The organism is Ureibacillus xyleni (assembly GCF_900217795.1).
Lineage (GTDB): Bacteria > Bacillota > Bacilli > Bacillales_A > Planococcaceae > Ureibacillus > Ureibacillus xyleni.
In genome coordinates, this window is sequence record NZ_OBMQ01000002.1 from 23,881 (window position 1) to 49,771 (window position 25,891).

20 protein-coding genes are annotated in these 25,891 nt (G+C 35.4%); 13 read left to right on the plus strand and 7 right to left on the minus strand.

Annotated elements, in window-relative coordinates:
• Positions 1-55: 55 nt before the first annotated feature.
• The 3 genes from CRO00_RS04085 to CRO00_RS04095 all read left to right on the plus strand — a co-directional run bounded on the left by CRO00_RS04085 (position 56) and on the right by CRO00_RS04095 (position 2,975).
• The gene (locus CRO00_RS04085; protein ID WP_097072398.1) at positions 56-931 is read left to right on the plus strand and encodes a 3-hydroxyacyl-CoA dehydrogenase; all 876 of its coding nucleotides are present in this window, start codon (positions 56-58) and stop codon (positions 929-931) included.
• Entirely contained in the window at positions 928-2,133 is a 1,206-nt protein-coding gene (gene pcaF / locus CRO00_RS04090; RefSeq protein WP_097072399.1) for a 3-oxoadipyl-CoA thiolase, read from the plus strand. Before CRO00_RS04085 ends, pcaF begins: the two co-directional genes overlap by 4 nt.
• A gap of 65 nt (positions 2,134-2,198) precedes the next feature.
• The gene (locus CRO00_RS04095; RefSeq protein WP_097072400.1) at positions 2,199-2,975 is read left to right on the plus strand and encodes an enoyl-CoA hydratase-related protein; all 777 of its coding nucleotides are present in this window, start codon (positions 2,199-2,201) and stop codon (positions 2,973-2,975) included.
• Positions 2,976-3,055: 80 nt separating this feature from the next.
• Here CRO00_RS04095 and CRO00_RS04100 read toward each other — a convergent pair whose 3' ends face one another.
• Positions 3,056-3,571 (minus strand): gamma carbonic anhydrase family protein, encoded by a 516-nt coding sequence (locus CRO00_RS04100; RefSeq protein ID WP_097072401.1) that lies wholly within the window; start codon positions 3,569-3,571, stop codon positions 3,056-3,058.
• A gap of 49 nt (positions 3,572-3,620) precedes the next feature.
• Here CRO00_RS04100 and CRO00_RS04105 point away from each other — a divergent pair, with 49 nt between their 5' ends.
• Complete coding sequence (locus tag CRO00_RS04105) at positions 3,621-4,595, plus strand: NAD(P)H-dependent flavin oxidoreductase (RefSeq protein WP_272914309.1); 975 nt, start codon at positions 3,621-3,623, stop codon at positions 4,593-4,595.
• A 97-nt stretch (positions 4,596-4,692) separates the two neighbouring features.
• On the opposite strand, the gene CRO00_RS04110 is transcribed toward CRO00_RS04105, so the two are convergent.
• From CRO00_RS04110 to CRO00_RS04120, 3 genes are all read right to left on the minus strand, one after another.
• Positions 4,693-5,217 carry a hypothetical protein gene (locus tag CRO00_RS04110; RefSeq protein WP_097072403.1) on the minus strand — a complete coding sequence of 175 codons (525 nt, stop codon included), beginning with the start codon at positions 5,215-5,217 and terminating at the stop codon, positions 4,693-4,695.
• A 126-nt stretch (positions 5,218-5,343) separates the two neighbouring features.
• Entirely contained in the window at positions 5,344-6,213 is an 870-nt protein-coding gene (gene paaX, locus CRO00_RS04115) for a phenylacetic acid degradation operon negative regulatory protein PaaX (protein WP_097072684.1), read from the minus strand.
• Between the two features lie 291 nt (positions 6,214-6,504).
• Positions 6,505-7,230 (minus strand): CPBP family intramembrane glutamic endopeptidase, encoded by a 726-nt coding sequence (locus tag CRO00_RS04120; RefSeq protein ID WP_237658322.1) that lies wholly within the window; start codon positions 7,228-7,230, stop codon positions 6,505-6,507.
• Between the two features lie 258 nt (positions 7,231-7,488).
• On the opposite strand from CRO00_RS04120, the gene groES reads away from it, so the two are divergent.
• The 5 genes from groES to CRO00_RS04145 all read left to right on the plus strand — a co-directional run bounded on the left by groES (position 7,489) and on the right by CRO00_RS04145 (position 12,147).
• Entirely contained in the window at positions 7,489-7,773 is a 285-nt protein-coding gene (gene groES / locus CRO00_RS04125; RefSeq protein ID WP_097072405.1) for a co-chaperone GroES, read from the plus strand.
• 114 nt (positions 7,774-7,887) lie between these two features.
• Positions 7,888-9,519, plus strand: a complete 1,632-nt coding sequence (gene groL, locus CRO00_RS04130) for a chaperonin GroEL (RefSeq protein WP_097072406.1) — start codon at positions 7,888-7,890, stop codon at positions 9,517-9,519.
• Positions 9,520-9,846: 327 nt separating this feature from the next.
• Complete coding sequence (locus CRO00_RS04135; RefSeq protein ID WP_141396938.1) at positions 9,847-10,515, plus strand: CPBP family intramembrane glutamic endopeptidase; 669 nt, start codon at positions 9,847-9,849, stop codon at positions 10,513-10,515.
• Positions 10,516-10,838: 323 nt separating this feature from the next.
• Positions 10,839-11,513, plus strand: coding sequence for a metal-dependent hydrolase (locus CRO00_RS04140; RefSeq protein ID WP_097072408.1), 675 nt, complete (start codon positions 10,839-10,841; stop codon positions 11,511-11,513).
• A gap of 415 nt (positions 11,514-11,928) precedes the next feature.
• A complete protein-coding gene (locus CRO00_RS04145) occupies positions 11,929-12,147 on the plus strand; it encodes a hypothetical protein (RefSeq protein WP_097072409.1) in 219 nt (72 codons plus the stop codon).
• Positions 12,148-12,303: 156 nt separating this feature from the next.
• On the opposite strand, the gene CRO00_RS04150 is transcribed toward CRO00_RS04145, so the two are convergent.
• The gene (locus CRO00_RS04150) at positions 12,304-13,227 is read right to left on the minus strand and encodes a Na/Pi symporter (RefSeq protein WP_097072410.1); all 924 of its coding nucleotides are present in this window, start codon (positions 13,225-13,227) and stop codon (positions 12,304-12,306) included.
• 604 nt (positions 13,228-13,831) lie between these two features.
• Between CRO00_RS04150 and CRO00_RS04155 the strand changes: the two genes are divergently transcribed.
• Positions 13,832-14,161, plus strand: coding sequence for a hypothetical protein (locus CRO00_RS04155; RefSeq protein WP_097072411.1), 330 nt, complete (start codon positions 13,832-13,834; stop codon positions 14,159-14,161).
• A 146-nt stretch (positions 14,162-14,307) separates the two neighbouring features.
• On the opposite strand, the gene CRO00_RS04160 is transcribed toward CRO00_RS04155, so the two are convergent.
• Positions 14,308-15,732: an MDR family MFS transporter gene (locus CRO00_RS04160; protein ID WP_237658333.1), complete on the minus strand. Its 1,425-nt coding sequence runs from the start codon at positions 15,730-15,732 to the stop codon at positions 14,308-14,310.
• Between the two features lie 255 nt (positions 15,733-15,987).
• Between CRO00_RS04160 and CRO00_RS04165 the strand changes: the two genes are divergently transcribed.
• Positions 15,988-17,151 (plus strand): S41 family peptidase, encoded by a 1,164-nt coding sequence (locus tag CRO00_RS04165; protein WP_097072413.1) that lies wholly within the window; start codon positions 15,988-15,990, stop codon positions 17,149-17,151.
• 303 nt (positions 17,152-17,454) lie between these two features.
• Positions 17,455-24,405 carry an immunoglobulin-like domain-containing protein gene (locus CRO00_RS04170; protein ID WP_161946605.1) on the plus strand — a complete coding sequence of 2,317 codons (6,951 nt, stop codon included), beginning with the start codon at positions 17,455-17,457 and terminating at the stop codon, positions 24,403-24,405.
• An 83-nt stretch (positions 24,406-24,488) separates the two neighbouring features.
• Here CRO00_RS04170 and CRO00_RS04175 read toward each other — a convergent pair whose 3' ends face one another.
• Positions 24,489-25,055 (minus strand): hypothetical protein, encoded by a 567-nt coding sequence (locus CRO00_RS04175; RefSeq protein WP_097072415.1) that lies wholly within the window; start codon positions 25,053-25,055, stop codon positions 24,489-24,491.
• Between the two features lie 310 nt (positions 25,056-25,365).
• On the opposite strand from CRO00_RS04175, the gene CRO00_RS04180 reads away from it, so the two are divergent.
• A complete protein-coding gene (locus tag CRO00_RS04180) occupies positions 25,366-25,818 on the plus strand; it encodes an Lrp/AsnC family transcriptional regulator (protein WP_097072416.1) in 453 nt (150 codons plus the stop codon).
• The last annotated feature ends 73 nt before the right edge of the window (positions 25,819-25,891 follow it).

Consider the following 25,891-nt stretch of genomic DNA (forward strand, 5'->3'; position numbering starts at 1 on the left):
GGCTAATCTCCAAAACATAATTGACTAAGTTTTTCAACTAATGGGAGGATTATAGATGAAAGTAAAACATATAACAGTAATTGGTTCTGGTGTTATGGGGCGAGGTATTGCGTATGTTTCCGCAATCGGGGGATTTACTACTACTTTAATTGATGTTAATAGTCAAGCATTACAAAGTGCAGAAAAAGAGATTAATAGCATTTTTGAAAAATCTTTAAAACGTGGGAAATTAACAGACCAACAAGCTGCTCAAGGACAAGCAAACTTATCCTATACAACAAATATGGCAGATGGGGTAAGTAATGCAGACTTAATTATAGAAGCTGTACCTGAAAAAGCTGATATTAAGAAGGCTGTTTTTGAACAGATGGAAAAGTATGCACCATCTTCGTGCTACTTTGCAACGAATACATCCACAATGAGTCCGACTGAAATTGCCTCGTATGCAAATCGACCAGAACGTACGATTGCCATGCATTTTTTCAACCCTGTTCACCGAATGAAGCTTGTTGAAATTGTGCGCGGTTTAGAAACAAACGATGAAACAGCAGACATCATTCGTGAAGTTGCGGAACAAATGGGTAAAGAAACAGTGGTTATTAACGAATTCCCGGGCTTTGTTACAAGTCGTATAAGTGCACTTGTTGGAAATGAAGCATTTTATATGCTACAAGAAGGCCTAGGTACACCTGAAGAGATCGATAAAGCAATTAAACTAGGATTAAATTATCCGATGGGTCCATTTGAATTAGTGGATTTAGTAGGCTTAGATGTACGTTTAAATAACTTGCGCTACTTACATGAAAAATTAGGGGAAAAATATAGACCAGCGCCACTATTAGAACAATATGTTAAGGCAGGTCGACTTGGCCGCAAAAGTGGACGTGGTGTTTATGACTATACAGATGATAAAGAGTTGGTGAAAAAATGAATGAAGTGGTAATTGTCGATGCAGTGAGAACTCCGATTGGTCGGTACAAAGGTGCTTTAAAATCAGTACGACCAGATGATTTAGGTGCAATTGTCATTAAGGCATTAATTGAACGTAATCCGAATGTGCCAGTGGACCAAATTGAAGACGTTGTATTAGGAAATGCCAACCAAGCAGGGGAAGATAATCGTGATGTTGCACGGATGTCTGCTTTACTTGCTGGGTTACCAATTGAAGTTGGTGGTACAACGATTAATCGTCTTTGTGGTTCTGGAATGGATGCCATTCATTATGCAGCTCGCGCTATTATGGCTGGTGAAGGGGATATTTTCATCGCTGGTGGTACAGAAAGTATGACTCGTGCACCATTTGTTATGGCAAAGGCGGAAAGCGATTTTCCACGTGGCGATTTAAAAATGTTCGACACGACAATTGGCTGGCGCTTTACAAATCCAAAATTGCATGAGATGTACGGCTCCGACTCAATGCCACAAACGGCTGAAAATGTTGCTCAAAGATTTAAAATTAGCCGTGAAGAACAAGATGTATTTGCATTTGAAAGTCAACAGCGTGCAAAAAAAGCCATTGAAGAAAATCGTTTCAAAGAGGAAATCGTACCTGTTGAAATAAAAGATAGAAAAGGCAATATTACAATTGTGGATAAAGATGAACATCCTCGTCCAGATACAACGCTTGAAAAATTAGCCCAATTACGTCCGATTTTTGATGGCGGTACTGTCACAGCTGGAAATGCATCAGGAGTAAACGATGGTGCATCAGCATTATTACTAATGAGTGCATCTAAAGCAAAAGAGTTAGGGCTTAAACCATTAGCAAAATATGTTACAGGTGCAGTTGCTGGTTTAGAACCTGCAATAATGGGGTTAGGTCCAATTGATGCTACACGTAAAGCATTAAAACGTGCAGGACTTTCTACAGCTGATATTGGCTTAGTTGAAATTAATGAAGCATTCGCCTCTCAATCCATTGAATGTATGAAACAATTAGAATTAGATAGTTCAAAGGTTAACGTTAATGGTGGTGCAATTGCATTCGGTCATCCATTAGGTGCTAGTGGGGCGCGTATTTTGACGACATTAATCTATGAAATGCACAAACAAGATGTGCAATATGGATTAGCAACAATGTGTATTGGTGTTGGCCAAGGTATTGCGACGATTATCGAAAAAGTTACAGATTAATATAATGTAGGAGTTGTCCCAAAAGTAATTTTTGAGGCAACTTCTTTATCTGAGGGAGGATTTTAATGTCAGTTGTATTATTGGAAGTTAAAAATCACATTGCTTACGTAACCGTTAATCGACCGGATGTATTAAACTGTTTTAATTACGAAACATTATCTTCTTTACAAGAAACTGTAGATGAAATTGCAACAAATAATGATATTCGCGTTGTCATCTTTACGGGTGCTGGTACCAAAGCATTTAGTGCAGGGGCAGATTTAAAGGAGCGTAAGTCATTAAACGAAGAACAAGTAAGACGTAATGTAAAAGCGATTCGTGATGTTTTCAATAGCATTTCTCAATTACCTCAACCAACAATTGCTGCCGTAAATGGTCATGCGTTAGGTGGCGGTTTTGAGTGGCTACTATCTTGTGATTTTGCAATTGCTGCTGAGCATGCAAAACTAGGCCTTACAGAAACAAGTTGGGCGATCATTCCAGGTGCTGGTGGAACACAACGCTTGCCACGCTTAATTGGGGAAATGAAAGCAAAAGAGATGATTTTTACGGCAAAAAAATTAACTGCCAAAGAAGCACTTTTAGAAGGAATCGTGTTAAAAGTTGTCCCAGCTGAGGATGTAGTATCAGCAAGTGAAGAATTGGCTAAGGCAATTATGAAAAATGGGCCAATTGCTGTACGACAAGCAAAATATGCGATTACGAAAGGTATGAATACGGACTTAGCGACAGGCCTTCAAATTGAAACGGAAGCTTATGAAGTGGTAATTCCAACAAAGGATCGTATAGAGGCTTTAGAGGCGTTTAATGAGAAAAGAGAGCCGAATTTTAAAGGTGAATAGCTATTAATATAGTAGAACTAGTAAATAAAAGAATCAGAAGCTTAAACGTGTTTCTGATTCTATTTCGCGCTTGATACATATTACTTATTGAAAATTTGTTTGTATTGAACTCCCTTTTGGACATATGTATCAATGGAAAGCTGAATTAATTCTAAATCTTTTTCATTTATTTGACGCACGACTTTTCCAGGAGATCCAACAACTAGGGAACGAGGTGGGATTTTAGTTCCATTAGTGATCAATGTGTTTGCCCCGATGATGCATTCTTCACCAATTTCAACATGATCTAAAATAACAGAACCCATTCCAATGATGGAACGATTTCCTATTTTACAACCATGTAATACGACTTGGTGACCAACTGTTACTTCATCCCCAATGATGACAGGTGCACCTTCAAAGTGGTGGATAGTTGAATTGTCTTGTATACTGCATCTTTCGCCTATTTGAATGAGATCCTCATCTCCGCGAAGAACGGCATTAAACCAAATTGTTGATTGAGCGCCTATTGTCACATCCCCGATAATATAGGCTCCAGGTGCAACGAATACTGTCTCATCCACAATTGGTTTTTTGTCTAAATAAGGTACAAGCATTTCAACATCCCCTTTTTAAATATTTTAATTATTCTAAAAATATTATATCATATTTGTAAGTGAGGTGCATTCTATGAAACATTTATGTAGATTATTAAATATTGAGTATCCTATTATTCAAGGCGGTATGGGTAATATTAGTAATGCAGCGATTACATCCGCTGTTAGTAATGCTGGTGGACTTGGAACGATTGGTAGTGGGGTTATGACGCCTGAAGAAGTAGAGAAATTAATCGTTGAAACAAAAAGTAAAACAACAAAACCATTTGCGATTAATATTCCAATCAACGTAAATCCACATTCTACAGCATTAGTAGATTTAGCAATAAAACAACAGGTACCAGTTGTTTCACTATCAGCAGGAAATCCGGCACCATTTATAGAGAAACTACACGAGGCTGGAATTAAAGTTATCGTGGTAGTGGCAGCAGTCAAACATGCCCAAAAAGCTGAGGCAGCAGGTGCAGATGTGCTTGTGGCAGAAGGTGTTGAAGCTGCAGGGATCAATTCGAATTTAGAGCTAACAACCATGACCCTTATTCCTCAAATAACAAAAGCAGTATCCATTCCAGTTGTTGCCGCTGGGGGAGTTGGTGATGGCCGTGGTTTGGCAGCAGCACTTCTATTAGGAGCTTCAGGTGTACAAATGGGCACACGCTTTATTGCCACGCAAGAAATGCCAGTCCATTCTTATTATAAAGAAAGACTTCTAAATGCTAGCGATCAGGAGACGATTGTTCTAGGTCGTTCTGTAAATCAAGTACGGAGAGTGCTAAAAGACACTTATGCCAAAACCATTTTAGAACAAGAAAAAGCAGGCATTACGTTGGAAGAATACAACGAAAAGACAAGTGAGCCATATCATATTAAAGGTGCCATTGAAGGAAATGGTGAGGATGGTTATATGAATAGCGGGCAAATCGCCGGTTTAATCCAACACTTACCAACTGTTGAGGAATTAATACAAGAAATGATGAAAGAAATGCGTGAACGGTTAGCAGAGGTTTATACCGAATATCAATAAAGTAAAATGGCTTAGAATAAAAAGTCAAGAGGGGGTATAAAATGATTTGCTATTTTATACCCTTAAACTAGTATTCTAATACATAATAATTTGCCGTTTAGATTAAGTTTTTTGCTTTAATTATTTCTAATTTTTCTTTTGGAATACTAGATTCTAAATCTCCATTTGCAACATCTATTGATTCCCAATCTGAAAATACAACAAAGTCCTCTGTTATAGTAAGAATTTCGCTCCAATTATAACTATTCAATTGCTGGGCAACTTCAAAGCGTAACCTTTGACACTCATCCCATAAATTCTCCCAATCGTCTCCGAAATCTTTTACTAATTGCTCTTGTTTTTCCGCAAAGTTATCTCCATCTATTACCGTCTGATATTCAACAGGCATCTCACCTGTGTTCCATATACTCCACTTATCATCAATCCCTACGCTTTTAATAATCTCGTTTCGGTACGATTCAATACCAAACTGAATTAGTCCAAGCACAGGCTCATAATCTGTTCCGATTAAAGATATGTAACATATCTTATCCCCTTTATCTAATTTTACTTTCTTAACCGCATTAGGAACCTCCTTAAGTACAATTTGTTTTAAGTCATTCATCAACGATTTTTTATCCATAGCACACCTCTTTTTATATTTATACTGAGCAACAAAGACAAAGGTTTAATTCTTAAAAAATGTACAATAAAAAGCTACTAAATGTTATAGTAGCTCTCTCTTTATTGATAACGATTAATGGGTGAATTAATTTTTCATATCTGTCATATATGGATGATGTTGAACATCATAGAAAGAGTCTTTTTTCTGTAAATCATTATCTTTTTCAAAAATTTGTTCAAAGAAGCGGCTGGCTGGTTCAGCTAAAATTTTGTAATATTGTTTGAATAACAATGCAGCGTGGTTACCACTCCACATTTGGGGAAGTAATTCGTTTGGTAAACCCGGGTCGATAAAGAGGAATTTACGGTATTCATGTACAAGTTTAGAACGTTCTACAAAGCACTCGGCATCTGACATTTCACCTTGAGCAATAATACTTTGATGGATAATAAATTTCTTACTATATTCATCAATAAATTCTTCGTAACGCTTTTCAATTCCTTCTATATCCCAACTCTTCCTTACGAGCAATTGCTCATCTTTTGGACCGAAATAATCAGCTACAAAAAACTCCACATAATCTTCAATTTGGTATTTTTGAATGAGAATATTTACTTCATTCACAAGATTGTTTGGAGAAATCCAGCAGCCGTTAGAAAACGAGCCAAAACCACTCCAATGTAATTCCCGTCGAAGTTCATCGCGAATATGACGATCTTCTTCTGGAATGGTATACATTAAAATCAACCATTTACCATCCCACTTAGGTGATTTTAGTTTGAAAATCCGATTACCTGCTTCTTGTATACGTTGTTCGCCACGTTTAGTTAAGAAATAGTAGCTTTTATTACTTTTCTTTTCAGAGCTCAGCCATCCTTGTTTCACCATTCGTGATACTGCTACTCGTACAGTTTGTTCGTTATGCCCAAATTCTTTTAACAATTGAATTAAGCTGCCGATCCATATTTTCGAACCATAGTGACATATATAATCACCAAAAAGTGTAAAAATCATTGATTGTGCTTTCAAATAAAAAGTACTCCTTTCGCTGGAAGGTAGATATTGAATTTATATAAAAGGGGCTAGTTTCTAAAGTTTTTAGTAAATAGTTATACTTATTAATAGAATAACATTTTCTGAAAACTGATTCAAAATGTATATTTTTTCACACTTTATACTGATTTCTTTTGGAAAAAAGAAGTACAAACATTTAGTTTGTACTATTAACTAGGTGTATTAATTTTTGTGTAGAATTCAAAAACGCTTTTCTCCTAGAAAAAACAAAGCAGACAAGAGTGCTTTATTCTATTTTGTAAGCTGATCAGAGATTTGTTGTATTTTATCTGCATTTAATTGAATCAATGTAACAAAACCATTTAACAGCATATGCGCAATGATAGAAGTGAGAATACGCTTCGTTTTATAGTAAAGAAACGCGAAAACGAAACCGCTGATTGTATAAAGAATAATATGGGTAAAGTCTAAATGGATTGCAGCAAAGATAATTGAACTTACAAATCCAGCTACCCAAAAGTTTTGGGTTTGAATGATTGACCCAAAAACAACACGTCGGAAAACGAATTCTTCTAATATAGGTCCGAATAATACGGTTGTTACTATCATGATTGGAGCAATCTCAGTTACCAACATAATGGTTTCAGTGTTTTCTGAACCAAATTCTATACCAAGTGCTAATTCAATGTAGGCACCAATTGTTTGACCTAAATAAACTAAGAAGAAACCAATAATTCCCCAACCAATTGATACTGGAATGGATGCTTTCTCTCCATTAAAAACATTCCAGAAGGTTTTATTTTTATTTATTAGAAGCAAACAAATAACAAAAGCAATTGTTGCCGTAATTGTAGACCACCAAGCAGCTAATGCAATGCCGGAATTGACACCATCTTCATTAATAAAATGAAGGAAAAACTCCTTTAAAGGTGGAATAAATAATATAAAACCAGATAATTGAAATAGAATGTAAGTAATTAAAACGTAAAAGGCCGTTTTTTGTGTTTGAAATTTCACAGAAGTGCTCAATAGAAAAAATCCCTCTTTCTAAAAATAGAGTTTAAAACATAGGATATGTAGACAAACTGTTTCAGGTATAACTAGGATATCCAACTATACTCTATTGTAGTTGAAATTGGTAAGAAAACAAAATTTTTTAATGCATCATACTTGCAAAACTAGAACTAATTCATTATTATAATAATTGTGTTAGCACTCATATGAAGGGAGTGCTAATAATGATAACTAACTTTAATTTGTAGGAGGTTGTTTCACTTGTTAAGACCATTAGGTGATCGTATCATTATCGAACTAGTTGAGGTGGAAGAAAAATCACAATTCGGAATTGTACTTCCAGATTCAGCAAAAGAAAAACCACAAGAAGGTAAAGTTGTTGCTGTGGGAACAGGTCGTGTACTAGATAACGGCACACGTGTCGAGCTTGAAGTAAAAGAAGGCGATACAATCATCTTCTCTAAATATTCAGGCACAGAAGTGAAATATGAAGGCAAAGAATATTTAATTCTACGCGAAACTGACGTATTAGCTATCCTAGGCTAATCATTAAAAACTTAAAACTTCATCAAAAAAGCGCCTTTACATAATATGACTTGTTTGGCGCTTGCATGCTACTTTTGATTTTTCAATAGAATAAAACTGGAGGTAAGCAAAAAAATGGCAAAAGATATTAAATTCTCTGAAGAAGCACGTACATTAATGCTTCAAGGTGTTGATAAATTAGCAAATGCTGTAAAAGTTACTTTAGGCCCAAAAGGTCGTAACGTTGTATTAGAGAAAAAATTCGGTTCACCTTTAATTACAAATGATGGTGTAACAATTGCGAAAGAAATCGAACTTGAAAACCCATACGAAAACATGGGCGCAAAACTAGTTGCTGAAGTTGCATCTAAAACGAACGAAATCGCTGGTGACGGTACAACTACTGCTACTGTTTTAGCTCAAGCTATGATTCGCGAAGGGCTTAAAAACGTAACTGCTGGTGCAAACCCAGTAGGTATCCGTAAAGGTATGGACAAAGCGGTTGCGGCTGCTATCGAAGAATTACAATCTATCTCTCGTCCAGTAGAAAACAAAGAAGCGATTGCACAAGTTGCTGCAATTTCTGCTGCGGATGAGGAAGTAGGCGAATTCATTGCTGACGCGATGGAACGTGTAGGTACTGACGGTGTAATTACTATCGAAGAATCTAAAGGTTTCACAACTGAGTTAGATGTAGTAGAAGGTATGCAATTCGACCGTGGTTATGCATCTCACTACATGGTAACTGATACAGACAAAATGGAAGCTGTATTAGACAACCCATACATTCTAATTACTGATAAAAAGATTTCTTCAATCCAAGAAATCCTTCCATTATTAGAGCAAGTTGTTCAACAAGGTCGCCCATTATTAATTATCGCTGAAGATGTAGAAGGAGAAGCTTTAGCTACATTAGTATTAAATAAATTACGTGGAACATTCAACGTAGTAGCAGTTAAAGCTCCTGGATTCGGTGATCGTCGTAAAGCAATGCTTGAAGATATCGCAATTTTAACTGGTGGCCAAGTAATCACTGCTGACCTTGGTTTAGATTTAAAAACAGCTGACGTAACATCTCTAGGACGTGCTGGTAAAGTAGTAGTTTCTAAAGACAATACTACAATCGTTGAAGGTACAGGAAATAGTGATGCAATCGAAAGCCGCGTAAACCAAATTCGTGCTCAAATTGCAGAAACTACTTCTGAATTCGATAAAGAAAAATTACAAGAACGCCTTGCAAAATTAGCAGGTGGTGTAGCAGTAATCAAAGTTGGTGCTGCAACTGAAACAGAATTAAAAGAGCGTAAATTACGTATCGAAGACGCATTAAACTCAACTCGTGCTGCAGTTGAAGAAGGTATCGTATCAGGTGGTGGTACTGCACTTCTTAATGTTTATAGCGCTGTAGAAAAAATTCTTGAAACTGTAGAAGGCGACGTTGCAACTGGTGTACGCATCGTCTTACGTGCCCTTGAAGAACCAGTTCGTCAAATCGCTAACAACGCAGGTCTTGAAGGTTCAATTATCGTTGACCGCTTAAAACGCGAAGAAGCTGGTATTGGTTTCAACGCTGCAAACGGCGAATGGGTAAACATGATTGAAGCTGGTGTAGTGGACCCTGCAAAAGTAACGCGCTCAGCTCTTCAAAACGCTGCATCTGTCGCTTCATTATTCTTAACAACTGAAGCTGTTGTAGCAGACATCCCAGAAGCAGCTCCAGCAATGCCAGATATGAGTGGCATGGGCGGAATGGGTGGCATGATGTAATGACCGCTAAAACCCTAGATATATAATGGGTTTAAAGCAAGCTTCAAACAGAATACTACATCTCTGATATAAAAGGGGCTTCTCATTAGTTAATAAAACTTTTGAGAAGCTTTTTTCTGCTTATCAGAAAAGTTGATGCACAATGTATTATCAATAAGATTAATCATCTAACAAAAGAACAGGCTATATTAACTGTTGTATTACTTAGTAGACATCAACTATGAAGGAACAAATCATAAATAAATTACATTGTGAAAAAGGTGGCTTGAACAAATTGGAAAATGATTGTATATTTTTAACATAATTGAAGATATTGGTGGTGGGGGAGTGTTTGGTTTAGAAAGCAAAAGAAATAGGTTAATAGTATATTTATCTCCTCTTTTTATCATAGCTGTTGTCCATATGGTTGCTACCATAAGCTATAAGACGATTCCTAGTTTTTCTTGGATAATTACAGCTATATCTTATTGGGGTTTAACTGGATTAATGAAATATCTCTTTGTTCCTTCTAATACTTTAAGAGATTGGCTTAAGAAACCTGTCTTTATTAAGAAGTGGTTAATTATCGGCTTAGTTGTTGGGATATTCCCTGCAGTAGGTATATTAGCGTTTAATGTTAATTTACTTGTAGAATATCCTATGCTAACCCTGTTTCTATTTCTATTCGCTTTAATTAATCCTTGGTTTGAAGAAGGGTATTGGAGAGGAATGATTTTAGATGCAGGAGATGGGATGAGTATTCCCAGATGGCTAAATATTGGTTATTCAACTTTCTTTTTTGTATTAAGCCATCCTTTAATGTGGGGAGTATTTTCAATAGCAAACAGGTCTATCCAAATGTATATATCTTTATTAGTAATGGGAATTGTTTGGTCTATGATTCGATATAAGACAGGAAGCTTAAGATGGTCAGTTTATTCTCATATGCTTGTCGATGTGGGGAACCTTTCAGTATTTGTTTTCTTAAATCTTTATGTTCCTCCTCATATGAAGTAGATGCCAGATGCTTCTCATAAGTTGACTTAACTTGTGAGGAGCTTTTTTTCATTTCTATTGCTACATTGAGATAGACATTGAGATGCTAAACCCAATTAGTAAGAAGCACAAAAAAACATGGAAAGTATAGTAATGTAAGTGGGGGAATTATACAATTAGTGTAATAGTTTAAAATTACTTTCACTATACCTTAAACTTTTCATAATCTTTTATAGGGAGATTTTGTAGTCAAGTTGTGAAAAAGTTAATTATGCTGCAAATTTTCAGGGATTCGTGATAACTTCCGGTAGAAAAAAGAGACACAACAACAAAGAGGTGGCAGCATGAAAGGTCGAACGCATTTAACAATAGGGTTGGGAATAGGAGCAGTGGCATCGGTTAGCCAAACACTTGAAATGATGCCCGTCATTTTAGTTGCATCTGGCGTAGCTTCCCTTGCTCCGGATTTAGACGGGAATAATCTGTTAAATAAACATGTAACTAAGACAGCTAAACTAATAAAGAAACGAGGGATATTTGTCGGGTTGGCATTAATTGTCCTGTCTTTGTATACATATTTTTTTAATATGAATTTCTTGTTTACTCTAGATGGAAAGTGGTTTACTCAACAAAATTTACTTTTACTATTTGTATGGGGATCGATTATTATAGGACTCTCGCTGAAGAACATGGAAACTTTGAAAAATATTCTAATGAGCATTTTAAGTTTATTTCTTCTATATTATGCAATTACGCATGAGTTGTGGTGGTTAGTTATGTTTGCTTTATACATTGGGGGAGCTGGGTGGTTTGCACACCGAGGACCAACGCATACCATTTGGGCATTAGTTTATTGGTGGTATATGTCATATTTATTGCAAGTTAGCACTGGTGTGGACAGTTTGGCTCTTATCTGCACGAGTGCTTATCTTTCACATATAGTAGGAGATATGTTAACAAAAAAAGGGGTTCAGTTTCTATATCCGCTTTCCAATAAGGTGTTCAGAATCCGTTTGTAATGCTGTTTATTGAAAGAGATGGACTAGAAAAATATAAATTTTTAAGTAAGGGGCGTCCAAATGATACTTGGATGGCTCCTTTTTTGTGCTGTTATATTAATATAAGACGAAATAATGCAATTGTAAGTTCTTGCCTATGTTCCAATTTTGTTATTTATTGGAATTATGTATAACGGTTATAAATTGACGATTATTTAGTATTATCGCTATTGCTCAGTGGCACTTCCCACAAGAAGATTCATCATCCATTTTTCATCCTCGGTAACGACCATATGGATTACCGACATCAAGCGCAAACCCGCTAATTTTTTCCCAACAGCTCATGTACTGCACTTTTCAATAAGAAGATTTCATTATAGTTCTAATTACAACATATTATGATTTAATTTGTTAATGAAAGAAGGAGTGGATTCTTTTGCGAAATCGTAAAACGTATGAAGTTATTTTTGATGAAAGAGAATATAACTGTGGAGCGATTGAGATTATTGAACTAGCAAAAAGTCAACGTTTTGCAATCGATCAGATATCGTTGGAAGATTATATTTTAGAAATACAACAAAATGTTTGGCGTTTATATGGGAAAGGAATTGCCGTTAGTGAGAATGCTAGTTTAGAATTTCGAGGCTTTTCATGACAAATTTATGAGGGAGCTTCTTTTTCAATTTATACTATGAAAAGGAGTAGACGAACTAATAATCTCAAGGGATAAATGTTCGTTTATTTTCCATCTATCCCTTTACAGCATTATGTGAGCTAAAAGAAGACAAATCCTACTGTTTTAAGGTTCCGTTTATTGTCGACCATGAATTTTTTCTATAAAACTTGCAAACTGCTTGGTGAAAGGCAGAATCATTAATGAACTTACTACGTTAAAAATGACACTTATATGAGCCAGTTGTACATCAGGGTGCTGAGATAATTTCGTGCCGATTGTTGCTAACATGCCTATGAATGGATAGAAAATAACTACACCTAAAACATTTAGCCATATATGTGAATAGGCAGTAAGTTTGCCTTCTCTACCAGAACCTAATGAAGCAAGCCATGCATCCAAACATGTTCCGATATTTGCACCAAGAACAATAGCTACACCTGTATCTAGATTCATTGTTCCTGCAGCAAGAAAGCCCATCATAATCCCAGTTGTAGCTGTACTTGATTGAATTAATGCAGTAAGTAGAGCTCCTGCTACTACAGCATAGAATAGGTTTCCATCGAGCGTGAGGAAAAGTTTATCGATATATGCTAGTCCTCTCAAAGGTGTTGCTAACCTTTCAAATCCCCACATGGCCCCAAAAATTGCGGATATTCCGATTAAAGCTAAACCAGAATTGCGCAAACCATTTTTCTTAAATAATAAGAGAATGGCTCCCATAATTGCCAATGGAATAATTAACGAATCAATGTTTAATGTAATTAACTCAGCTGTCACTGTTGTTCCAATATTTGCTCCCAAAATAACGCCAATGGATTGTGAAAAACTTAGAACTTTTGCAGCAACTAGTCCAACTGTGATAATGGATACAGCCGAACTGCTTTGTAGTATGGAGGTTACAAATATTCCTAGTAAAAGTCCTTTCCATGGTTTATTTGTTAAAGTGACTAGCGATTTTTCTAGCTTCTTAGAAGAAAGATTAAAGAGTCCTTTCCTTAGTAAAAACATACCAAATAAAAACAAGCCTATCAGGAGAGTAAATAACGATATTTGAAACATTTATAGTTCCTCTCTTTCTTAACAATTACTAAGAACCTTAAGGAAATATAGTAGGTAAACACCCTATTAAGATATTTTTTAGTAGTTTATTGTGGAGTTTAGCTGAACTAGAAATGATGTGTTTTGTGGGGGTTGTCCTTAAACTATATTTATACATACGTGTTAAAAGGATATTTTAGTGTATGCACATCTCGGAAGTTTAATGTGAACATATACTTGAATTAAGGGTCTCTTAAATAGATTGGTAGGTTGTAGGTGAGAAGAAAGTGAAATGGTAACAATCTGCGCGGAACATGAAATTAATAGGTGCCTTTTATTTATTTTAGAATTAATGTAAGATTCCATTTCTAAACTATTGAGAATATTTAAATACAAATATTGACAAGTAGGAGGAATCGTGGAATTATATAGATAGACTTCAGTATTTCCCCAAAAACTAATCTCGTTCTTTTTCATTCCACTATTACTCTATTTTCAATTATTTGCACTGAACATCGATTGAATCTGCCTTTAGCAACTTTTTCTTCTACCTTGCGATGTAACTAAATATGGCTATTAATGTACTTTTTAATATCCTAATTAATTATTTAAAGGAGGACTATTAATGGGTCATGATATTTTAGGCTTCAATAAAGCAGGAGAAGAAATTGCATATGCACGTTTTAGCATGGGAAATCCTAATTCGACTATTTTGTACAATTTATTGAATGCACTTGATTATTACGCTGGAGTGAGTGGATCAGGTGATAGTATTAATATATCAACACAACAAATTGAAGAGGCACTGGAAGCTTTTAAACAAATCTGCAATTATAATGATAACTCGTCAAAGAGTGAATTTGAAAATTGGGATGCAAAGCAAATTTCAAATTTTCTATTAAACTGTTTAGAAACAGCACGTAAAGAAGAGAATGTAAGAGTGTATTTTGGTTAAGGTGAAACAGAGCGGATAAAATTAAACCTTCTCATAAGTTAATGTAACTTGTGAGAAGGTTATTTAAATTGCATTGATTATTACTTTGCTAACACCATTAAAAAACCCAAGAATATTAAAGTTCTTGGGTTTTAAGAAACGTAATATTATACTTGTACTCGTTTTATGAATAAACTAACAACTAAACCAACAACTGCCACGATAATTGCAAAGATAAAGGCATCTTGAACTCCAGAAGTGAAAGCAAGTAGTTGATTTAGTGGGTTTGTAGCATCAGTAACATTTTCAAGATATTTTTCAGTTCCAGAAGATAAGATCGAAATCGCTACCGCTGTACCAATTGCACCAGCAACTTGTTGAAGTGTATTCATGATTGCTGTTCCATCTGGATAGAGCTCTCGTGGCAATTCGTTTAATCCGTTCGTCTGGGCTGGCATCATGATCATCGAAACACCGACCATCATTAAAATATGCATCGCAATCAAGAATCCAGAAGATGTCTCTAAATCAATTGTTGAAAAGCCAAATAAGGAACCTGTGACGATGACAATTCCCGGAATGACTAACCATTTAGGTCCGAATTTATCGAATAAGCTACCCATTATAGGTGACAATAATCCATTAACAATTCCTCCTGGTAATAATAGTAGTCCTGCTGCAAACGTACTTAAAGCTAATGAATTTTGCAAGTATAGTGGCAGTACAATCATTGAAGAAAGAATGACCATCATGCAAATTAGAACAAGTATTAAACCAACGACAAACATTGGATATTTGAATGCACGAAGTTTTAACATAGGTTGTTCCATTTTTGTTTGACGAATGCCGAAGAGAAGTAATCCAATGATACCAATTACAATAGATGTAATTACTGTTGAATCTCCCCAACCACCTTCACCTGCAATACTAAATCCGTAAACAACGCCACCAAAACCGATAGTCGATAAAATAATCGAAAAAATATCAATTTTAGGCTTTGTTGGTGTTGAAACATTTTGCATGTAAATTATCCCAAAGACAAGGGCGAACACTAGTACCGGTAAAGAGAACCAGAAAATATAATGCCATGAAAGTGTTTTTAGAATCAATCCAGAAAGTGTTGGTCCAACAGCAGGAGAAAAGGAAATGACTAGTCCCATTAACCCCATAATTTTTCCTCTTTTATATGGTGGAACAATTAATAAAATCGTATTAAACATGAGCGGTAACATTAATGCCGTACCCATTGCTTGAACTACTCGAGCCACCATTAAGAAAGCGAAAGTGGGGGCAATAGCAGCAATAAATGTTCCAATAATGGATAATGAAAGGGAAACAATAAATAATTGTCTCGTTGTAAACCATTGTAAAATTAATCCTGACACTGGAACGAGAATCCCTAGAGTTAATAAAAAGCCAGTTGTAAGCCATTGCACCGTAGTTTCATGGACATTAAAATCCACAATTAAAGTACCTAGTGCCATATTTAAAGCTGTTTCGCTAAATAAACCAATAAATCCAGCAATCAAAAAAGAGACGATAATAGGAAATACTTTATATTGCTCCGATTCCTCGTCTTTTGTTTGACTCATTTGAGCATCGATATTCATTTTTGTCCTCCTATTTTAAATAAAGAAGAAACCTATAAGACTTCTTTAATTTACCTTTTCTATTAAATAACAAAAACAAAATGTATTCAATTATTATGCAATAGTCCTTTGTGAATTGCTTCACGAAACAGTGGGACAGATACGTATTGGCTTAACGCCCCAATACTATTTCTAGTATAGAATTATATAAGTGACTATGCTAAACTACACTACAAGTTAATTGAAGGGAAGTTAGTTATGAAAAGCTTGAATTACATAGGGATATTAGTATTGATTTTTACATTCTTTCTATTACCATCAACTTCCCATGCAACTGGTGAACAATCCAATCCTGAAATAGAAGTATACAAACTTATTAAAAATTATCATGTTAGTGGAAAAACACCTTCAAGAAATGCGCAAGGTTCAATCGATTCTATGTTACTCGAATTGAATGATCCATATGCTAGATATTATTCTGCCAAGCAGGTAAAAGATTTATTAGACTCAAATCAAGGGAAGATTGCGGGTATTGGCGTATTGCTTGGTGGTAGAGATAATCAAGTCTTTGTTGATCAAGTTTTCGATTTCACACCTGCAAAAAAAGCGGGGCTACTCCAAGGCGATCAAATTATTGCGATTGACAACACGCTTGTTCAAAAAATGACACTAGAAGAAGTAACGTACTTATTACGAGGTGAAAAGGATACACAAGTCTCCCTTCAGATTAAGCGTGGAAAATTGGTCCGGAACTATCTGATTCTAAGACAACCCGTCCAGATACCATTAGTGGAAGCAAATCTATTAACTAATGAGATAGGTTATATAAGAATCACCTCTTTTACAGATAAAGCAGCAAATCAATTCGTTAATGAGTTAGAGAAATTGAAACAAAAAAATGTAAAAGGATTAATACTTGATTTGAGAGGGAATTCAGGTGGAGTGATTAGCGCTGTTAATAAAGTGGTTGGACAATTTGTTGGAGAGGGTACATTAGCATTTATACATAACACTCATGTTTTGCAAGAAGCAATTCCGATTAGGAACGGCAAAGATTGGGATATATCGCTTGCAATTTTGGTTAATGAACAAACTGCCAGTGCAGCAGAAGTAACAACAGGAGCCTTACGATATTATCGGCAAGCGATAATTGTTGGAACACAAACTTTTGGTAAGGGAACCGTGCAACAGTTGTTTATGTTACAGGACGGTAGCGCCTTAAAAATTACGGTTGATGAATATTCACTACCTGCACAAGATAAAGTTGACGGAATTGGGCTAACTCCTGATGTACTTATTAAAAACCCTTCAAATCAACGTCTCTTTGCTATGGAAGAGCTATTAAGAATGATCAATAAATCTACAACACCTACCTCACAGTTTAGAACATTACCAAATAACAATTATTTTTATAGTTTTTAATGAAAACAGATCCAATAGTATTTTTTGGATCTGTTTTTTTATTTCCAGTAAATATCAAAATAATGCCAAATTGATTGTTTGTAAGATTGTTGTAAGAAAATAATGTTTGAAAGAATACAACTAATATCTCATAATACGATAATAGATTATTAGGTATTAAGGTCTAAAATTAGAATTATTAAGCAAAAATTCCTATTTTTAGGAATATAAGGGAAGGAATGTAATATGAAACGGGCAAACTATAATTATTTCAAACAAATTTCGTTACTTCTTGCTATAGTATTATTTTTGCAGCCGATTTTAATGGGACTATCGTTTATTGTTCCTGTTACGAAAGTAGCTGCAGAAGGTGGACTAAAGAGCTTAGATTTAACAGATTTTGCTGAAGGGGAATCTAAACTTATCTTCCCTGAAGATACAACCAAAGATAATGTTGCGAAGATTGAAAATAAAGCTTTAGTACTAACGCCATCTGAGGAGAATAAATTTGGTATGGCGATGACGAAAGAGCCTTTAACATTACCAGAAGATTATAGCTTTTCTACGAATTTTTCTTTTTCAGTAACCGATCTTAAAAATTTTGGAGCAGACGGTATTTTTTATATTTTACAATCTGAGTCTAAGCCGCCTCTAGAACAAAGAAGTGGCGCAGGAGCAGGTGGAAATGTAACAAACGGATTGATGCTTGAATTCAGAACATGGGTTGATACAGGTCATCTTCCGAATTACATTAAGATATGGTCGGGCACAGAAGAGTTAGGAAAAATTGATTTAGGTATTGATGATTACTTTGCAAGTAGTAGTTCAAATGAAATCCCATTCTATGTGTGGTTAGACTATGATGGAACTGGAAAAACATTGAAGCTTTATCTGTCAAAGAATAATAAAAATAAGCCAGCTAATCCGATGTGGACAGGGACAAATATTAGTCTAGGTGGCGATGCTTTTAAATCACACGATCTATACGGAGCCTTTTCTGCGTATACAGGTTGGGGATATGAGAAGCACAAAATTTTGTCGTGGAATATTGATACAAGTGGACTTGGAACTGTAGCAAACACACTACAGATTGGTTATAAAGAAAGTGATTCTGCTACAAGTGTCACCCAAGATCTTTCATTACCTAGTACACTTGGTGACAACATACAGGTAACTTGGAAAACTTCTAATCCTTCCATCATTAGTGCAGAGGGAATAGTCAGCCGTCCAACGACAGCAGACACAATAGTTACTTTAACAGCAACAATAACCGGTCAATCTAGTACTGTTACGAAAACATTTCCTCTAACGGTAAAGAAGGTGCCGGTCTTTAAGGGGGACGAACTTGCCTATGATCAAGTAGGTCCATCAAAAGTATCTTCTTTTTCAGCCATTAAGACATTAACGGTGTTAGGAAGGGGCTTTAAAGGTTCAGAAATTTCTAAGTATGATTTCCGCTTCAAAGCAAAGCATGTAGCTACGGAAACGGTCTATGAGATCGCTCCAGATAAAATCACAATTCAAAATGATAATACGCTGCGCATTGAACTTCCAAAAGAAATGAAGCTAGGCTATTACGATTTAGATCTTCAACATAAGTTTATTTCTGGGAAGAAGGTTACAAATGCATTTGAGGTTACTGAAGATCCAAAATATAAAAATCGAATGTTTAGTGAAGTTGTCTTTAAAGCGAACAATCCAACAAATCAAGATGTAGATGAAGTGAAATTGAAAGGTCCTTTTGAGGAATCATCAAAAGGAGTTTATGAGTTAGCTGATCCAAAAGAAGTAGTGACAATGAACGGTTATGTTATGTTCAAAGGATCAGAATTAAAGGTCGATCAAATGCTCGGTAAAGTTCGTGGGAATGGTCGATTATATGTGAATGGACGTTCTCAAAATGGAATTACGACTACATATACGTTACACGAAGGAAGCTTTGAAATTGATGCTGAAGAATTCCGTATCAAATTTAATGCAAGTAGTGCCTATGACTTCTTAAAATTAAGCATGCCAGTAGGAATTCAATCGATGCAATTTGTGGAGAATGGTCTACGGGTAAAAGGCGAAATCCAATCAAACTTCCGCCTTGGTTCAGCTAAATTAAACGGTAAAGCAAACGTAGAAGGCTTGGACTTTACTCCATCTGGGGTAGATTTAGCTGCACAATTTTCAATGGGCGTGGATTTAAAGACAGGTCCGTTAAAATCATCTGAACTGCGAGTAGGTATTGATACAAAGAAATCAAAATTTGGCATTGGTGCTTCAGCAGAGATTCGTAAAATGAATAAAGGTTTTGATTTAGATTTAGTAATCGTACGTGGACAGCTGGATACAGTTAAAATCGCAGTGGTTGCCCCTATAAAAATCGGTACAACCGGTGCGCAAATTAAAAAAATTGGTGGCGGAATTAGCGGTCTATCATCCGGAGCAGAAGCACCACTAACACTCCATTTACTTGGTGGATTATCGGATGTTATTACGCCAAAAATCAATGACCAATATATGATTAATGCGGATGATTTAGAGTTGGGGTTATCTGGTGCCCATGTAGAATTTAAAGGGAATCTTGCTATCTACACGATTAAAATCGCTGAAGTAGAAGCAAAAGTGGTCTTCAATCCAGTTGGTTACCCTGGATTCACAAAAGCAGGTTTTAAATTAGATGCACGAGTTGATATTTTAGGAATCCTTATTGGGACATTTAATGTACAGTACTTCGAAGGTGAAACATTTAAAGGATATGTAATGTCTCGAGTAATCGTACCTACTTATGTGCCTATTATTGGAGGGAATACGTTATCAAAGGCTTCTCTAGGAGTTGACGATTCTAAGGTAAGAGGATCTCTTGAAGTAATAGGTGTTGGGTTTGTTGCAACTTACGGGTTCTCGGATAGTAAAGTTGACTTTAAGGTTGATGCATTAGCTACTCTTAAAAATATAGGTAAATTCGCGCTTGGTGCAGTAACAGGAACGGTAAAAGCCATTTCTTCTGCAGCGACAACGGTTTGGAATGGTGCGAAAACGGTCGCTAATGGTGTCGCGAAGGCTGCCTCTTCAATAGGTAATGCAGTGGCAAGTGGCGCTAAAACTGTATTTAAAAAGTTAAAATTCTGGTCAGCTCCAGTTTACTTTGCAAATGGTGAATCAATTGATGATCCGGCTTTATTAGAAGCACTGCAAGATTTATCTGGAGAAGTGAATGTTGTTTCTATTTCTGTAGATGACCCTCAACGTTTATTAATTGAAGTGAGTGACGTTACTTCAGCAGAACTTATTCATGTTCAATCTGTTACTGCTAATAATGGGTCAATCGTTCCACTTGTATATGACACTTCAGATCCGAATTGGAATGCAATTTTCAAAGCAGATGAACATAAAGTTTACTTCTATGTAGACGTTCCAGATAAAAATACGACCGTTGAAATTGCAAGTGAAGATGGTTCGGTTGTAGGAGAGACAGTACAATCTTATAAAATTGATTCAACTTACAATATGCAACAAATTCAAGAGACTTACATCGTTGAAGGTCATGAAATGCCGTTTACTGTAAGTGAAGAATCAGATTTAGCTTTAGTACTTGATTATATTACAGATACAAGTAATCTGAAAATTATTCGCCCAGACGGTTCTCAATACAAGCTTGAATTTGATTCAAATTCGGGAAATTGGAATGCAAGTATCGTTTCAACAGAAAAGGTGGTTGTAAAAATTCCATCAGCTGAAGTAGGGAATTGGAAAATATTCAATTCCGAAGTTATGGAGCCTAAATTCTTTGAAATCGATGAAAATGCTTCAATGACAGATTTAATTGTAAAGGCAAAGTATAGTGATTATCAGTTACAAGGGTATAACTTTGAAAATGGTCAAACTTACATCCAAATTCAAAATTCCTCTAATGATATTGTGTTGCTAAAACAAGATGGAACGGCTTTTCCACTTGATTCTAATCAACAGAGTGAAAATTGGAATTCTTATTACGACGACGATACAAACACTACACATATTTTACTAAATGTTTTACAAAATGAAGTGATAACAATTGGCACTAAAAATGATGCAACGATTCAGTTTTATGAACTCAATCCTTCAGTAACGAATCTTAAGCCATTGTTTGAAAACCCAAATCAAGGAAATAAAACATTCTTTGAAATAAAAGACCCTGGTCGTTATTTGTTTGATATTACTGATGGAGATTCAACTGCTGAAATTATTCGCCCAAATGGGGATAAGGTTATAAAAATTCTTGATGATAAAGATTCAAATCATAATGCGCTTTATCGTTCTGATGAAAAACACATGTATATTACAGTTGACGTAGATGCGAACCAAGTTGGGGAGTATATAGTCGAAACAAAATCTATTACTCAAACAGTAGTAACACAGGTAAATCCATTACCAAAAATTACCGAGTTTAATGCAACAAAAGCGAATGGTGAAAATACTTTTGATTTCACTTGGAATATTGAACATCCTCGTGCTGGTAGTAACATTAATTTAATGCTAACTACTTCAGAAGATCAGCTTGTAGGCCCAACAATTGCAAGTGGTTTAGGTGCAACTGGAAACAAGGAAGTATCTATTCCGCGTTCAATCATGAGTGGTAAGTATTATGTTGTATTAGAAACACATCATGAAGATATTGGACCAAGATATGAAGTTTTGGATACTCCAATTGAAGTGAGTTGGGCAGATGCACCAAAAGCGCCGACAGATTTAAATGTACTTTCTACAAGCAATGGCCAGATTACGCTAGAATTTAAGGACTCTAATTCAGCTGATATGTCTTACTACCGAGTTCATCAAGTTAAGAATGGTGTAGTCGATTATTTTGGACCAAACTATGAGGTAGAAGCAGATAAAACGAAACCAGACCAAAAAATAATTATTTCTGGTTTAGAGACAGGAAAAAAATATTCTTTAGTAGTAAGTGCTATTAAAGAGGTCGGAACAACAGGGGAAGTTAGTTTACCTTCAGAAGTAGTAGAAGTTAACCTACCTGTACCAAATTATCCAAAAGTGAATCTTTCTATTGCAGCCCCAGATGGAACGAAGAAGAAGAACTTTAAAGAGATTGTTTACAATGACGTTGAGGAAACAATGACAATTATTGATAAAACGTCTGCTACAGTTGATATTAATGTTGATCAATCCTCAACAATTGAGATTTATGTAAATGAACAGCTAGTTAAAACTGAAGTAGGCACAGATGTACAATACGAATTAGAAAATCTTGTGGACCGTGATTATTTCATTGATGTTCGTGTAGCAAATGAACAAGGAGATCAAGGGCGTGCATATCAAACGCTATATGTGGATACGCAAGCACCTATGCTACAGTTGAATCATGCACCAGGGGACATCATGAATTCAGAGGAAATTCAAATTCAAGGTCAAACAGATATTGGTGCAACACTTACAGTTAATGGTAAAACTGTGGATACTGACGAGCGTGGTTATTTTACTTATGTTCATCAATATCAAGGAGACGATCGCAGTGATATAGTCGAATTTGTTGTAACGGATACTGTGGGTAATAAAACAGAGCATGCTTTAGAATTATTGATGGGACCAGGTTTACGAGCTGAACGATATAGTAAGTATCTTCAAACATTAAACGTATCGGCTGTCGTACTCTCTCCCAAATTCAATATGATAACAACGGAGTACAATGCAGGAAATGTAACACAGGCAAATGTTCGAATTCAAACAAAGGCTTTCAATAGTAATACCAAATTACGAATAAAAGATGGACAATCTCAAGTTGGTTTGCTCGATACAACTGTTCCATTAACAATGGGTAAAAACACAATTATTATTGAAGTGCTGAACTCTAATGATCAGGTTGTAAATCAGTATAGTATCATGTTCAATCGTATTAATGTTGAAGTGCCATCAAGTGGAAACAATCCTGGTGGAAGTCAGGAAGTTATTACTGTCCCAGTGGAGGCTGGCGGTAATGGAAGTGGAAGTGGTACCGTTTCTACAGCAGAGATTGTTCGTACAACGACAACAACTGGTGCAAAGAAAGATGAAGTAACGTATACGCAACAAAAAGCAGTTGAAACAGTTCAAAAATTGAAGGAAGCTGGTTCGGATACTGCTCGTATTGTGATACCTGATGCAAAAGACGAGGTAGCTCAAGCAGATATCAAAATTGAAAAGGCATCGATTCAAGCCTTCGAACAAGGAAAGATAAATCTTGAGATATCAACAGACAACGCAAGAATCATCTTACCTGCCGAGTCGATGAAAAATATGAATGAAGATTTATATTTTAAAGTTGTTCCTATCAAGGAAAGAGCACAGCAACAACAAAAAGAAAATCAAGTTAGAACTGAGGAAGTTGTAAAAAAGGTTGCTGGTAATCAAACAGTGAATGTAGTGGGTCGTCCAATGACAATTGAAACGAACATGACAAGTCGTTCTGTTGACCTAGTATTACCATTACGGGATGTCTCAATTCCAACTGACGCGGCCGAACGACAAGCATTCCTTTCTAAACTGGGTATCTTTATTGAGCACAGCGATGGAGAGAAAGTCTTAGTTAAGGGAGACGTTGTTACTTATAAAGATGGTCAACTCGGATTAAAAATTACGATAAATAAATTTAGTACATTTACTATTGTTGAAATGGAAAATGGTTGGACTACACCGGAAACTGATTCTAATGGACGTACAATGGTTTCGGAAAAACCGGTTATGGTGGATAAAACATGGACGATAAAATTAAGTGCACCTGTAAAACCTAGTACGGTAACAAAAGAAAATGTTTATGTAGTGGACGAAGAAGGCAATCGTGTGGAAGTTTATCTAGAACTCTCTAAAGATAATCGAAGCATCATTGTAAAGCCCCAATCGTATTATAAACCGAACCAATCCTATCAACTTGTTATTAGCAAAAAGGTCCAATCTATGGATGGAAAACCAATAAAAGAAGCAATTCAATTTAAATTCCAAACAACTTCTTATTCTTTAGACGTTGGAAAATTGAATGAGCATACTGAAGTTCCAGTAAACAAGGAATGGACTATTAATTTTAATTCAAAAATTGATATCCAATTAATCTCAAAAAACAGTGTTATAGTAACAAACAAATATGGTGATCAAATGGATATCGACGTAAAACCTATTTCTTCTTACGCATTTCAGGTTATTCCAAAAGTTCCTTACCTAAGAGGGGAATCATATTACTTATTTGTAAAAGATATTAAATCTCAACAAGGGAAAACATTAACTACCCCAACTTGGATTAAATTTACTGTAGCTGAATAAAAAATAGAAGCTTCCCATTAGCAATAAAAATCTAATGGGAGGCTTCCTTTCTATTTGCGCGGTGCTTAGTTTAAATGAAACGGTTAACGAAATTCTCCAAGAATTACTGAACGACTATCAATGTGTTTTTTACTAAGCTGTTGTAATTGTTCAAAGACTTGATTATATTCATAGTTAAGTGCACTCAGGTGTAACATATCAATTTGGTTTTTAGCATTTAATATGTCAAGTTGACTTTTTATATCTACTATATCTGCTTCTATTTTATTTTTCAGATCTTTTACATTCTCATTGGACTTCAAATTGTAGGCATCCCCAAATTCAGAAGCTTCATAACAGCTATTAATTTTTACTAGATAAACTCTCAAATCTTCATCAGAAATTGAATTGTACTTGTTTAATGCGTTTAGTAATTTAAGCGCTTCATCTAAATTTGAGATTTTTTTGTTAGTTTCTGATATTACGTTTACTTGATTATTTATCTGAACTTTTAATTCTCTAGATTGCGATATTAATTTAGATTCTGCAAAATCAAAATTTGGAACGTTTATTTTCTCTACGTTTGTTGGGATTGAAGCCGCTTCCGTTTGACCAACAGCACCGAGTAATAATGTAGCAGTAAATGCAGTACCCACTAATAATTTTTTCATCTTTTAACCTCGCTTAATATGTTTTGGGAATCGACTTCAGAGGTAATAAATTTATGTAAAAAATCCCCTATAAATAAATATAAATAATGAACGTTAAATCCAAGTTAAATTACGGGAAATTTTTTGGATTTGCCTTTAAACATTTGTCATACTTGAAGGCAAAGTTTACTAGCTTTATAGAAGAATGTTATTATGTAATGTAGAGATAAAAATGAATCCGCTTACATATCGATTGGGTGTTCAAAAAGCAATAGATGGTTCTAATTCGATTATTTCACCAATATAAAGGTAACAGAAGGGAGGGAAAATGATGGATAGTATTGACATACAATTATTGGAAATCCTACAAAATGACGGAAGAATAACAGTGAGTGAGCTATCGAAGGCGTTATCATTAAGCCGTCCAAGTGTAACTGAACGACTAACAAGACTAATGGAAAAAGGAATCATTTCTAAAATAAGTGCGATTGTTCCTCCTCCTAAGGTAGGTCGTGAGCTGCTGTTATTTATTCAAGTGAGTCAAGTGAAGGTACCATACTCTGAGTTTGAGAGTTTTATAGTTGACCATCCTGATATTATTGAATGTCACCGAGTCACAGGGGTAGTGGATTATTTATTAAAGGTTGCAGTCAATGATATGGAACACCTACGAAAACTTAGTGACGAACTATTAAAATATGGAAATATTAATTCATCTATCGTTCTTAAATCACCAATATCAGGAAAGAAAATTCTCCCTTCTTTTGATAATAAAACTGAATAATTAAATAGTCGACTTTCGCATATGCAGAAAGTCGTTTTTTTATGAAAATAATCCGAAATCAAATTGTAAGGAT